Origin of the sequence: Natranaeroarchaeum aerophilus (genome assembly GCF_023638055.1) — an archaeon.
In the GTDB taxonomy this organism is placed as follows: Archaea; Halobacteriota; Halobacteria; order Halobacteriales; family Natronoarchaeaceae; genus Natranaeroarchaeum; species Natranaeroarchaeum aerophilum.
In genome coordinates, this window is sequence record NZ_JAKRVY010000010.1 from 1 (window position 1) to 12,665 (window position 12,665).

Sequence of the window (12,665 nt, forward strand, 5' to 3'; positions counted from 1 at the left end):
GTAGGTTCCCTCGTGAAAAACATCCTGCACTCATGCCACCAACTACTGGTGCAATAAGTATCGTTAAAATTACTGATGAGTAAACAGTTACTACGATAGCACCGACCGTGAGTGAAACGAGAAAACCGAGTAGTATCCCAAAAATTGAAGAAAGCACCGTTAGAGTGGGTTCACCTGGTTTAATACCTTCCCAGCCATATGCCATAATATACAATAAAACTCAGAATTAATGTAATTTGTGCAGTGATGTGCATATATTGTCATGCCCCTAGAATAAAGCGAGCCGTTGTGTTGCAGTGATGCTCTATATTGACCGACTTCAGTCCTGTACCGATTGATCGATGATTGCCTCCATAGACAGTCGGAGAATCCGTGAGATTGCTGTCCCGGGCTAGCGTGTATCGAATGAATCGATTACGTCGCTCGTCGAATAGACGTCAACCAGCTCCTGCTCGTCGAAATCGGAATCGTCACTCCAGATGGCCGAATCACAGCCGATCGCACACGTCAGATAAAGTGCGTCGTCAGGGTCGGTATCGCCGATTGCTTCGTCTGCTCTCTCGATAGCCGGATAGAACTCGCTGGCGGGCACAACATCGATGTACTGGAACAGAAGGTCGATGAACTGTGAGACTCGATCTGGTTCCATTCCGGACTTCTCGACGATCAGCTCCTGGTAGTTTTCGATCTCGTCGTGGACGAACGCGGGAGTCAGCAGGTCAGGTTCAAGCGTAACGATGAGCTCCCGCGTTTTCGAATCAGCGATGAGCGCGGAGATGACGACATTGGCGTCGATGACCAGCTTCATTCGTCGTCTCTACGCTGATTCCTCGTCAACGCGCTTGCGCCCACTTTCGTTGATCTTTTGAGCGATTTCTTGCACATCGCTCTCGGTGAGGTCGCTCTCGCTGGTGAGTTCGTCCATCACTTCCAGCGTGTCGACTTTCTCCTGGATAGCCTGCCGGGTGACCTCACTCCAGTTGATTTCCGGGTGGTTTTCCATGCGCTCTTTGAGGTCGTCGTCAACGTTGACGGTGATACTGGGCATATAGACTCCTATGGGAACACAGATTACTGTGTCTTTCGGTGTATCTCAGACCCGCCGGTTTTCGGGGTTGTAATCACCATACAGCGGCGTGTCGGGATGCTGCCCGAACGAAATTCCGGTGCGTTCGTTCGATGGTCGCTCGGGCGTGTGGGTATCACGAGTGTCCGCGTCCGTCCAGGCGTGCCGACCCAGTTCGAGTACCTTTTGCGGTCGTTCTCGGCCGATCGATGACTGATCCCAGCGGAACTGTGACATCCTACAGTGGATCCGAGAGGTACGCCTTCGGAATCGCGTTCCGGGCGGTGACCAGTGGATCGACGACTTGACTGATTTCGAGTCCACCAACGAGGCTGGAGAGCATGTACGCCTCGGTCGTCGAAAGGTCGTGTTCAGTGGCGAGTAGTTCGATCACGTCCCTGTTTGCGAGTTCGCAGGCGGTTTCAATCGTCTCCGCGCTCGCGATCGTCTTCCACGCCTCCGGCGTCTCGACAAGCGGGCGCTCCAGTTGGACATCGGTTTCGACCACGTCGACAGTCAGGTCGATCTCGGTGGCGACCTCGCTACCGGTGCCACACATCTCGCCGTCGGCCATCGCAGCCTTGCAGTCGCCCATCGCAAAGAGTGCACCCTCCTGAAAGACGGGAAAGTACGCAGTGTGTCCGGCTGTCATGTCGGTCGTATCGAGGTTCCCGCCGTGGTCGTGGGGAACGAGTGTGGTGTAGGACTCCTCTGCCGGGGCAACGCCGATCGTCCCGATCACCGGGTCGATCGGGACGTCAATACCCTCGAAGGACAGTCGCCCGTCCTCGATCGGCGTCATCCGGCTTTCGGGCGCTTCGATCCGCGGCTGTCCGTCGAGAAGGCCAAAGCCGTCGATCGTGATGACCCGCCCCGCGGGTTCGACGACGCGAATCTCCTCGATCTCGATTTCGAGCACATCACCTGGGCTTGCACCGTCGACCGCGATCGGTCCCGTAGCGGCGTTGACCTCCTCGGGGATCTCCTCAATAACGTCGGAATCCGCCTGTACGGCACCATCGAGGCTATCCCGTGTTTCGATTGTCAGCTCTGTCCCCGGTTCGACGGTCGCGGTCGGGTCCATCTCCGGTGCAAACTCATAGATCGCACCCTGTTCGTGTGTTACTGACTCGCGTGACATGGTCGATACTGCGGAGCGCAATTACCTAAAACGTATGCCATATCACGGACGGATACCGATCACCGGCCGAGCTCTATCACATCCGCCGCCCGAGCGTCGCGCTGGGCGCGTTCCAGGAGGTCGTCCGGCTCCAGTCGCTGAATCGCGTCGAGAGATCCGTGTGTTTCGGCCTGCTCTGGGGCAAAACGGTTACAACCAGCCGAAATTGTCGCGGTATCAAACGTGTCGATCGCCCGGGCGCGCTCGACGATCTCCTCTTTGTCCACAGTCAGCAGGGGACGGTGAACCGGAAGGTCGACAGACTGGCTCGTCACGCCCATATTTGCGGTCGTCTGGCTCGACTTCTGGCCGATCGCTTCGCCGGTGACGATGCCCACTGCCCCGCCGTCTTTTGCGACGGTTTCCCCGACCTGATACATGTAGCGGCGAAAGGCGAGCATCCGCCCTTCCTCGATAGTCTCGGCGAGGTGAGCGACCGTCTCTCCAGCGTCGACGATTCGGAGGTCAAACGAGTGGTCCGGCGCGTACTTCGCCAGGGTTCGTACCGATTCGATCGCTCGCTCCCGGTGATCGACGCCGCCGTAGTCACCGAGATCGAGATAGACAGGGATGGTCGGAGCCCCACGGCGCATGACCTCGTAGGCGGCGACAGGTGAGTCGATGCCGCCGCTGACCAGCGTAATGAGTGGGTCCTGAGTGCCAATCGGGAGCCCACCCGGACCCTGGCGCTTTTCGATAAATACGAACGCCTCCGCTTTGCGACACTCGACGTAGAACGTCAGGTCGGGGTCGTCGAGGTCGACTTCGGGATCGAACCGCTCGGAGACGGCGTCCCAGATAGCGTTGCCGCCAAACTTGCCGATATCTTCGCTATCGAATGGCGTTGTATTCCCGGCGCGACGAGCCTCGATAGCGAAGCTGCCACCGGTGTAACACGCCGTTGCCGTCCGTACGAGCGCGGATTCGATCGCTGCCCGATCGGCGTCGACGACGAGCGCAGGGCTGGCAGAGACGACACCGAATACGTCGCTTGCAGCCGTTGTCGCCGCTTCGACGTCCTCCTCGGCGACATGGATCAGCGGACGGGTCCATCGGCGCTCGACATCGCCATCGACTCCACGGTCGGCCAGTACAGCCCGGACGTTCTCGACGAGCCGTCGCTCCATGGCGAGTTGCACCTGCCGACTCTTGGTGTTTACCTCGCCGTGACGGAGCAGTACGGTGTCCGCGCCCGGGGGATGCATGCTCCGGAATAGACTACAGCCGAATATACACCCTTTGAAGTCATCCAAACGTGACGGTTCTCGGATTCTTAGGCTCACCAAAACCTTTTTAGATTTAGGCCCGCCTAACAACACTCAATGAGCGCCACGGTCAATCCCGACGAGAGCGAGTCGACGGATAACGAGGTTCCAACTGTCGCAGTCTGTGAGACTACTCCTGGACGCGTTGTCTTTACCGAAGATGGTAACAGCGACGGCTGGATCGCAACTGATCTGACGGTTTCCCTTTCTCGGTAGGACAGCACCACTTCGCCGCTTGCGTGATGTATAGCCAGTGGTGCGACCGCTTCGGAGGCAAGCCGGCCCATCTACCAGTGGATTGACTGTGAGCGAACATTATTTTATGAATCTATAAAACTCTTTTAGAGAGTATGAATCTTTAAGTGTGTAGCCGTCCAACGTGAAGATGTAATGAGCTCACAGAAACACGCCCGTCAGCCCTTCGGAGACATCCACGAGAGCGAAGCCCTTCGGATTCCCGAAGACAAGGCCGAACAACTCGTCGAGGCGCTCAACACCGACCTCGCCGCGACATACGTCCTGTATCACCAGGTCAAAAAGCACCACTGGATCGTCGAAGGTGCGGAGTTCCGCGACCTCCACGTCTACCTCGGCGAAGTCGCGGCCGACCTCGAAGAGGGTGCTGACATCCTCGCAGAACGAGCGCAGGCGCTCGGCGGCGTCCCACTCTCCGGTGGTGCAAACTACGAGGAGCGCGCCCCAGTAACGCCTGAAGACAAGGACGTTTACGACATCCGAACGTCGCTCGAAAACGACCTCGAGATCTTCGGGGACATCACCGAGCAGCTCCGCGAGCACGAACAGCTAGCCCGCAACCTCGGAGACCCCGCCACTGCCGAACTCCTTCGGGGGATCCTGATCGACGTCGAAGAGCACGGCCACCACCTCGAACACTACCTCGAGGACGACACGCTGGTCACTGAGAACTCGATCGAGTAATCGATCCGCTGGTTCGGATCGATCGCCTGTTCTTGGCTTTTTGTATAACCGAAAAACATTACTGACGAACGCACGCAGTCGAACCGTGTACTATGGTGCTGTGTAAGCACCACGGTTCGCCCCCTCTATCGCAAGAGACTATGAACTCCGAGAATACGGTTCTGTGCCTGTCCAGAGACGCCGATGTCGTCGAACGGTTCGCCAGTCCACTTCGCTGGTCGCATCCCCGGATATCCGTCCGTGCGACGACCCGGCTGGACGAAGCGGTTGCCGAGATCAACTCCGGAACTATCGACTGTGTGATTGCCGACCAGATGACGATAGAAACGGAGTCCGAAGTGCTCGGAGCGATCCGGGAGCAGTACCCGTCTGTACCGTTGCTAGTGGTTTCGTCTACCGATCTTGACGGTGACAGCACGGTCTCCGAAGTCGTCGATTTTCTCGACCTTGACGAGGAAAGCGACAAGACAGCCCTCGGCGGGTGGGTTGCAAATGCGGTCGTTCGTGGCTCCGGTTCTGCCGCGCGCCCGGTGGGCACCTCCCCCGAGGACATGGTCCACGACATCAAGCGGCTGCTCGTGGATGCGAGTTCGCCAATGGATATCGAACATGCCGTCTGCAACCAGCTCACTGACGGCGGCAGGTACACATTCGCGTGGGTCGGCGAATACGATGCGGGAGAGCGACAGGTCGTCCCCTGGGTAATGAGCACTGCGCCGGATGGATGGCCAACATCTCGGACGTTCGGCGTCGGCCCGAACGCCCCGGATAACGTACTCAATGAACTCCTCCGGAGACGAAAGTCCCAGATCGTCACTGATATCGACTCCTATCCTGCCAGCCTCCCGTGGCGCTCGGCGGCTCTGGAACAGGACTGTCGCGCCGCTGCGTTCTTCCCGCTGGTCGAGAACGACGACTTGCACGGTGTGCTCGGGGTCTATACCGATTCCAGCGACGGTTTTACCGACATCGAGCTAGACGTCCTCGAAGAGATCGCCGGGACGACCGCCCACGTTCTCGATTCGATTGCTGTCCGGGGGGAGATCGACCAGCAAGAGCGAGTGCTAGAACGATACGAGCGACTGGTCGAAACCGTCGGGGACGGGATGTACGCGCTCGATGCCGGGGGACACTTCATGACGGTCAACAACGGCCTGCTGGAGATGACGGGGTACTCTCGCGAGGGATTGCTCGGCGAACACGTCTCGATACTGCTGGACGACGACGACATCGAACGCCGCCGCAAGACGATCGACCGTCTCGAGGGGACCCACGATCAGGAGAAAGAAGCAATCGAGATCACGATCAACTGCAAGGACGGAACGACCGTTCCCTGCGAGAATCAGATCGCACTATTACCCCGTGGCGACTCTCACCGGGGCACTGTGGGTGTGCTCCGGGATATTACCGAACGTAAAAAGCGCGAACGGGAACTAGAGCGACAGAACGAACGGCTCGAAGCGTTCGCAAGTATCGTCAGCCATGACCTCCGCAATCCCCTCTCCGTTGCCCAGGGCTACGTTGACCTCGCGACAGAGCAGGTCGGCGAACTGGAATCACTCGACAACGTCCGTGCAGGACTTGATCGGATGGAAGATATCATCGGCGACGTACTCGCACTGGCTCGGCACGGACAGACCGTGACCGAGACCGAACAGCTCCAGCTCGACGATGTCGCCAGCGACGCCTGGTCGAACGTCACGACAGAGCAGGCGCGGATCGAAATCGAAACGTCCGAACCGATCGCGGCCGACCGGTCACGACTCCTTCGATCGTTCGAGAACCTGTTCCGGAACAGTATCCAGCACGGGCGAGCGGACGTCACGATCCGTGTCGGCATGCTCTCCGATGTTGGTGGGAGCGTCTCCGGTGATTCCGGTCGATCAGCCGGGTTTTACGTCGAGGACGATGGGCCTGGGATGCCCGAAGAGATCCGAGAGAACGCTTTCGACTCGTCGTTTACGACATCCGACGAGGGGCTCGGAATCGGTCTGTGGGTTGTCAAGGAGGTCGCGTCCGCACACGGCTGGACGGTGAGCGTCGCCGAAAGCGACAGTGGCGGGGCACGCTTCGAGTTCCGGGACGTACGAGCACATCCCGAGTGAGTGCCGGAATCAGCCCCCACAGTTGCATCGTGAAAGCTAGTTCGTCAAAGAACGTGAACTACCCCACCCTACTCAGCCGATGGCACGGTTTCGTTGAGGGTGGGGCTTCCTGTTTCTACGACGCGCTTTACATCCACAACGTCGGAAGACCCCGACGACGTGAACATAGGGAGCGCAGTCTCCACAGGCGTACCTTCGGACTGCCCCAGTCCTAGCTCCTCGAAACCCCGAGAGAGAATATTAATTGCGGCATTTGCGTCTCTATCCATTTCAAAACCACATGCAGGACACGAGTGTTCTCGCACCCAGAGCGGTTTGTCTGATTCGACACCACACGATGCACACTCCTTGGTCGTGCCTGCTGGCTCAACCTCGGCAAAGTGTGTCCCTTCACGCTTGCACTTGTACTCAAGCATCGTGGTGAACGTGTCCCACGATGCCGAAGCAGTGTTTTGACTGTTGCCAGCCGACTCCAGCATCGATTTCACATTCAACTCCTCAACAGTTACCAAATCGTACTCAGTGGCGTAGTAATTCGAGAGTTTATGTAGGACATCATGGCGTTTTCGCCTGACTTGCTGGTGGCACTCGGCTACTTTGAGTCGTTGTTTCTCCCAGTTGTTTGACCCAGTTTGCTTCCGAGAAAGAGACCGCTGTTCGCGCCTGAGACGCTCTTGTTCGTTTCTCAGTCCTAGCGATCCAACAGCACGCCCATCCGTATCGTGGGCGTACTTGAGGATCCCTACGTCGATTCCAACGCAACGGTCAGGGTCTTTCGGTTTTGCTGGCGTCTCTTTTCCTTCGACAGCGAAAGAAGCGTACCACTCGCCAGTACGCTCTTTCTTGATAACGACCTCTTTGACGGTGACATCATCTGGAATTTTACGGTGGTACGTAATTGGAATATCTGCGAGTTTCGAGAGGGAGAGGACAGTCTGGCCGTTCTTCTTGTCGAACTCGAAGCCGGACTGTACATATTTGAAACTCCGAAACTCGTCAGGAGCCTTCCAGTTGAGACTCCCGACGTCATGGCCGTTCTTTTTGAGTGCTGAAAGTGCTTTGATGCTGTCTTCGATTCGCATGACAGCGGCTTGAGACACAGTGGAATATATATCGTTGAGTGCATTCCACCAGTCTTTGAGGTCGGGTAGTTGGTCTCGAACTTGACGCACTCGCTGGTTGAGCGCCCCTGCTGATTTGGGTATTTGCTTGAACTCGTTGAGTGCATGGTTGTAGAGTTGCCGACAGGTATCGCGGTGATAGTCCAGTGTCTCACGCTGGGCTTCAGTCGGATGCAGTCGATACCTGTAGGCGTAGTGCATTGGTTACTCGTTGGGTTCAGATGTTCTGACGATTTTCACGTCTGCACCACGCCAATCTTTGGGAACGAGGATATGTGCACCGTTGCCAGTCGCCTTCACATCACCTTCTAGTACTTCATGGCCTTCGATTTCGTATCTATCTATCACCATAGTTTAAACATTATATCAACATAAAGGTGGCATTTTTTCGACCTGGTAGTGAGAAACAGTTGGTGTTATATAGATGATGACGGCACTGTATCACCGGCCTAATCGCTCGCACCTTGAGGACTGGGGGTAGTGCATATAAACTGCTAAATACGGGACTCGCCTACTTTGTTGTATGTCGACCGGTACCCCACAGGAGGAGAAACACCACGGTGAGGACGTCTGTTCGGTCGTCGACTCGCTCGAACAGATCGGTTCCCAGTGGCGGCTGATCGTTCTCAACGACTTACAGGACGGCGAAAAGCGGTTCAACGAACTCAAACGCTCGACCGGTGCCAGCTCTCGAACGCTCTCCCGAGTGCTCGACGATCTCCAGGAGACGGGCTTCGTGACGCGTCGACTCGAAGAGGACGCCCCTGTCGCGACGTACTACAACCTCACCGAGAAGGGTGCGTCGCTCTGTCCTGTCTTCGACGAGATCGAAGCCTGGGCGGACGAGTGGCTGTAGTCCATCACTGTACTGTCGCGTCCCTGTTTCACTCCCCGTCAGGTGGCTGAATCACGGTTGGGCCATAGTCCCCACAGCCATGACTGTAGATCTCCAGATACGTCCGGTCACGGTCGGACGGTCTGTCTATCGTTTCTCGCGTAATCTCTTCGCTTATCATATACATGTTGACGTGCGTGAGTTCCGTCCCGTGCTCGTCAGCCCACTGCTCGCAGACGTGCTCGGCGAGATAGTGGGGAACATCGTTTCCGTACTGGCCGCCGCGCCGGACGCTGTTCATGTAAAAGCGCTCGCGATAGGTTCCGTGTTGTCGCTGTAGTCGGTCGTACGGGCGGTCGTAGGTTACTTTTCGTGCGTTGTATGCGTCGACGAGATCTCCCTCGGCAGTGCGTGCCGGGAAGACGTAATACCGGTCCTCGGTCCGTGGCTGGGCGAAGATCCCCCAGGCAACCGGCTGGTCAACCCCGGCGCTTTCGGCGACAGTCTCGACGTGCCGGAGCCCCGTGATCCCGTCCAGCCCGTCGACGAGCACGTCATCGATCGTCTCTTCGGTCGGCTGGTGGTCATCAGCTGCAACCGCCGTCCCGATCTGGAACAGAAACGTAATCGAAACCAGCACGATCGTCACGACCACGATACCGATCGTGACGGTGTACACCCCGCTCCGGAGACGCCGTCTCCGGTCGGGCGGGAGGCCGAACCGGTCGAAGTCGCCGATGAGCGGTGATGCCGGAACGAGCGTCGCCAGATCCCGAACAGATGCTACGATCCCGTCGACGTCGACTCGCGCTCGATCGAACAGGGTTCGTACGTGCTGCCAGAAGACCGGTGGGAGAAACAACAACAGTCCAGCGATCGAGACGTATGGGAACGCGCCGATCCGGACCGTCAGCGCAAAGGAAACGTGTCCGGCGACGAACAGGCCCACGAGTGCCAGTCGTCCTCGCCCGACAAGGGCCAGCAGGAGCCACGAGCCGAGCAACATGAGATACCAGACGAAGCCACCGATCCCGAGCAGGGCCGGAACCTCCCGCAGGAGATCCCCCAGCAGGAATGTCACTTCGTCGATGCCGAAGACAAGCGTCGCGGCGGTTCCGCTGACCCACTCCTCGGACAGTGACTTCGTGAGCCCGTTGGTGAAGTAGACATAGACGACCTGTACGAGCACGAGTGCGGTTGCAGCACTCGCCACCGACGCCCGCGGTGTGCGGTCCCGGTGGACGGCATCGATCGACCACCGCTCCCCGAGTGGGAGAAACATCGCCCAGAACAACAGGAAGCGAAACAGCGTATCGGCGTAGCTCAGTACGAGCGGATTGTGATGGTCCAGTGAGACGGCGAAAACGAAAGTGAGCACCGTGGCGAGGCGGGTTTTGTAGCCCACGATCAACTGCAGCGCGATGAGACCCTGAAGGACGAATAGCGCGGCAATCAGCGTCGGATCGGTCGTGAGGTGATAGATCGAGAGCGCGTAGTCCGCCGATAGCTCGCGGGCGAGCGAGCGGGGCACCACGCCGGATTCGGTGTAAAAAAATTCGAAATTGCGGGACCTGAGTAGCAGATCGGCGATAACGAGCAGCCCAGCCAGTATGCGAAACGCCGCGAGCGACCGGCTGTCAACTCGAATACGACGCTCTACGGCAGTCTGTACCCGGGCGAACTGGGAGGGCGAGCCGTCGCGTCCGCGGGACGACATTGATCAACGACACACGGGATCGGATCATATTTGTTACGGAGGCGGGTGTCAGTCGATCCGAACTGGAAGGCTCGACTACAGATCCGCGACGTCTTCGATCGCGTCGGTGAGTTCCTTGATGCTCTCGATGTCGTGTTCGCCCATGTGGCCGATGCGGAACGACTCCTCGCTGAGGTCACCGTAGCCACTGGAGAAGGCCATGTCGTACTGTTCGTTGACCTTGGCCACGGTCTCGGCGACATCGATCCCCTGCGTGTTCTCGATACAGGAGACCGTCTGGGACTCGTATCCCTCTTCGGGGAACATGGCGAAGTGCTCGCGAGCCCACTCGCGGGTGTACTCGGCCATCTCGCGGTGACGCTCGTCGCGGGCTTCGTGGCCTTCATCGAGCATATGTTTCATCTGCTTGCGGTAGGCCAGCATGATCGGGATCGCGGGCGTCGAGTGGGTCTGTCCCTTCCGGTCGTAGTAGTCCAGACAGCGCTGGAAGCCGCCGTACCACGACGCTTCGTCCTTTTCGAGTTCCCGCTCGTAGGCCTCGTCGCTGACAACACAGATCGCAAGTCCCGGCGGCATCGCGAAGGCCTTCTGCGAGGAGGCAAAGAGGACGTCGATGCCGTGTTCGTCGATATCGACGTAGTCACCGCCCAGCGAGGAGACCGCGTCGACGACGAAGTACGTGTCATCGTACTCGTCGACGACGTCGCCGATCTCCTCGATCGGATTCCGGACGCCGGTCGAACTCTCGTTTTTAACGACGGCGACAACGTCGTAGTGCTTGTCGCTGGTTTCGAGCGCCTCGCGGATGTCTTCAGGTTTGACCGCGTTGCCCCACTCGTAATCAATCGTGTCGACGTTCTTGCCCAGTCGCTCGGCAACGTTGGCGTGGCGTTCACTGAAGCTCCCACAGGTCGCCACGAGGATGTTCTCGTCGACCAGATTGAGCGTCGATGCTTCCCAGAACTCCGTCCCCGAGCCGGTGAGGATGATGACGTCGTTGTCGGTGCCGAGGAACTCCTTCGTGTCCTCTACGATGGTCGTGTACAGATCGGTCATCCGATCCATCCGATGGCCGAACATCGGCTGTGCCATCGCGTCGATGACGTCCTCACGCACCTCGGTCGGACCGGGTATGTACAGTTTCTTGTCGGTGTAGTCGTCGCGGTATTCGCGTTTTTCTGTCACAGGAGCCACCTATCTGTATGAGAGTGCCACCCGCGCGGACATGGATGTTATGATCCGCTTCTGTGCATGTGAAATTCGGATCGAGTTCCGATGTTGAGAAAGGAAGCCGCTGTGAACTACCCCACCCTGCTCGCGCTGACGCGCTCGCTGAGGGTGGAGCTTCCTGGTTCCGCGACGCGCTTTTTCACGGACGGTCGGCTTGCGCCGACAGTCCGCGCAGGGAGCGCAGTCTCCGCAGGAGTAGATTTGGAGCGTCCCACTCCTACTCGGTGGTGACGGCGGAATCTGTCTCGACCGTCCTTCTTGTCGGACTCTAAGCCGAGACGATGAGTAGTTGCCATCTCGGTTCCAGCCTTCGGCTGGCACCATTATAAATTCATGGAACAGAGTGCAAGCAACTCTGTGGCGGCGCTGTATCTCCTCCCTACTGCGCTGCTTGTCCGCTACGCGGACTGCGCTGCTCGTTGAGGAAGGGGGGCTTAGCGCCTCAATTCAGCTAACCGATATACCGCAGGTCGTCGTCGCTCGGGACGTTCTGTTGTTGTTCCATCTCCTGGATCTTCCCGATGACTTCCTCCATTTCGTCGGCACGCTCTTCGAGACTGCCGAAGTCGACCTCGAAGCCGAGGACGTCCTGCAGGATTTCCAGAACCGCCTGTGCGCTCTTCGGATCGACGAGATAGCCACTCGTCTCGCCCATCAGACAGGCGGCTTCGTGGCCACGTCGTCCACCGAGGCCGAGCAGCAGGCCGCTCACGCCGACGATACCGCCCGCGGGTTCGGAGTCACGGAACTCGACACCAGCGTCGGTCAGTCGCTCGACGACGTCCTCATTGGATGCCGCGCCGAGCACGTCGTACTCCTCGATCAGTTCGCCGGTCGGAACACCACCGAGTGCGTACACCTCGCTCACGCCGAACTCCTCGGCGATGTCGAGGAACGTGTCAGTGAGTTCGTAGTGGCCCTCGTTGCTCTGTGCCTGATGATCGCCCGAGAGGACGAGGAGATCACGACCCTCCGTCTCGACGGCGTGAAACTCCGCACAGGTGAGCTCTGCGACCCCATCATCACCGACCTCGACCTGTGGCGGGAACTGATCCGAATAGACGCGCCGGACCAGCGTCCCGTCAAGCTCGTCGAGCAGATGCTCGGCCGCGAGCTTCCCGACGTGACCGACCCCCGGAAGCCCCTCGATGAGTACCGGATCCTGTAGCTCGGCGCTCTCGACACGCTCGACATCGACTTCGTTCAT

The 12,665-nt window shown here is 58.4% G+C and carries 15 protein-coding genes; 4 read left to right on the forward strand and 11 right to left on the reverse strand.

Annotated elements, in window-relative coordinates:
* From AArcSt11_RS14495 to AArcSt11_RS14520, 6 genes are all read right to left on the reverse strand, one after another.
* Positions 1 to 205: hypothetical protein (locus tag AArcSt11_RS14495; protein ID WP_250598131.1), on the reverse strand; the 205-nt coding region annotated here is incomplete at its 3' end.
* A gap of 186 nt (positions 206 to 391) precedes the next feature.
* Complete coding sequence (locus AArcSt11_RS14500) at positions 392 to 808, reverse strand: PIN domain-containing protein (protein ID WP_250598133.1); 417 nt, start codon at positions 806 to 808, stop codon at positions 392 to 394.
* Positions 809 to 817: 9 nt separating this feature from the next.
* Entirely contained in the window at positions 818 to 1,048 is a 231-nt protein-coding gene (locus tag AArcSt11_RS14505; protein WP_250598134.1) for a hypothetical protein, read from the reverse strand.
* A gap of 45 nt (positions 1,049 to 1,093) precedes the next feature.
* Positions 1,094 to 1,303 carry a hypothetical protein gene (locus tag AArcSt11_RS14510; RefSeq protein ID WP_250598135.1) on the reverse strand — a complete coding sequence of 70 codons (210 nt, stop codon included), beginning with the start codon at positions 1,301 to 1,303 and terminating at the stop codon, positions 1,094 to 1,096.
* A gap of 1 nt (position 1,304) precedes the next feature.
* Positions 1,305 to 2,207, reverse strand: coding sequence for an acetamidase/formamidase family protein (locus AArcSt11_RS14515; protein ID WP_250598136.1), 903 nt, complete (start codon positions 2,205 to 2,207; stop codon positions 1,305 to 1,307).
* Between the two features lie 59 nt (positions 2,208 to 2,266).
* Positions 2,267 to 3,451 (reverse strand): tRNA sulfurtransferase, encoded by a 1,185-nt coding sequence (locus AArcSt11_RS14520; protein WP_250598137.1) that lies wholly within the window; start codon positions 3,449 to 3,451, stop codon positions 2,267 to 2,269.
* A 117-nt stretch (positions 3,452 to 3,568) separates the two neighbouring features.
* Here AArcSt11_RS14520 and AArcSt11_RS14525 point away from each other — a divergent pair, with 117 nt between their 5' ends.
* From AArcSt11_RS14525 to AArcSt11_RS14535, 3 genes are all read left to right on the forward strand, one after another.
* Positions 3,569 to 3,727, forward strand: a complete 159-nt coding sequence (locus tag AArcSt11_RS14525) for a DUF7331 family protein (protein ID WP_250598139.1) — start codon at positions 3,569 to 3,571, stop codon at positions 3,725 to 3,727.
* A gap of 174 nt (positions 3,728 to 3,901) precedes the next feature.
* Positions 3,902 to 4,450 (forward strand): DNA starvation/stationary phase protection protein DpsA, encoded by a 549-nt coding sequence (dpsA, locus tag AArcSt11_RS14530; protein ID WP_250598141.1) that lies wholly within the window; start codon positions 3,902 to 3,904, stop codon positions 4,448 to 4,450.
* Positions 4,451 to 4,590: 140 nt separating this feature from the next.
* On the forward strand, positions 4,591 to 6,555 hold the full coding sequence (locus AArcSt11_RS14535; protein WP_250598142.1) for a PAS domain S-box protein: 1,965 nt from the start codon (positions 4,591 to 4,593) through the stop codon (positions 6,553 to 6,555).
* Between the two features lie 68 nt (positions 6,556 to 6,623).
* Here AArcSt11_RS14535 and AArcSt11_RS14540 read toward each other — a convergent pair whose 3' ends face one another.
* Together AArcSt11_RS14540 and AArcSt11_RS14545 are read right to left on the reverse strand one after the other, a co-directional pair.
* Entirely contained in the window at positions 6,624 to 7,877 is a 1,254-nt protein-coding gene (locus AArcSt11_RS14540) for an RNA-guided endonuclease InsQ/TnpB family protein (protein WP_250598143.1), read from the reverse strand.
* A 3-nt stretch (positions 7,878 to 7,880) separates the two neighbouring features.
* Positions 7,881 to 8,021 (reverse strand): DUF2080 family transposase-associated protein, encoded by a 141-nt coding sequence (locus AArcSt11_RS14545; protein ID WP_353617804.1) that lies wholly within the window; start codon positions 8,019 to 8,021, stop codon positions 7,881 to 7,883.
* Between the two features lie 178 nt (positions 8,022 to 8,199).
* On the opposite strand from AArcSt11_RS14545, the gene AArcSt11_RS14550 reads away from it, so the two are divergent.
* A complete protein-coding gene (locus tag AArcSt11_RS14550; RefSeq protein WP_250598144.1) occupies positions 8,200 to 8,532 on the forward strand; it encodes a winged helix-turn-helix transcriptional regulator in 333 nt (110 codons plus the stop codon).
* A gap of 28 nt (positions 8,533 to 8,560) precedes the next feature.
* Here the strand turns inward: AArcSt11_RS14550 and AArcSt11_RS14555 are convergent, their stop codons facing one another.
* The 3 genes from AArcSt11_RS14555 to AArcSt11_RS14565 all read right to left on the reverse strand — a co-directional run bounded on the left by AArcSt11_RS14555 (position 8,561) and on the right by AArcSt11_RS14565 (position 12,665).
* Complete coding sequence (locus tag AArcSt11_RS14555; RefSeq protein ID WP_250598145.1) at positions 8,561 to 10,228, reverse strand: HTTM domain-containing protein; 1,668 nt, start codon at positions 10,226 to 10,228, stop codon at positions 8,561 to 8,563.
* 75 nt (positions 10,229 to 10,303) lie between these two features.
* Complete coding sequence (locus AArcSt11_RS14560) at positions 10,304 to 11,413, reverse strand: pyridoxal-phosphate-dependent aminotransferase family protein (RefSeq protein ID WP_250598146.1); 1,110 nt, start codon at positions 11,411 to 11,413, stop codon at positions 10,304 to 10,306.
* Between the two features lie 496 nt (positions 11,414 to 11,909).
* Complete coding sequence (locus AArcSt11_RS14565; protein ID WP_250598147.1) at positions 11,910 to 12,665, reverse strand: proteasome assembly chaperone family protein; 756 nt, start codon at positions 12,663 to 12,665, stop codon at positions 11,910 to 11,912.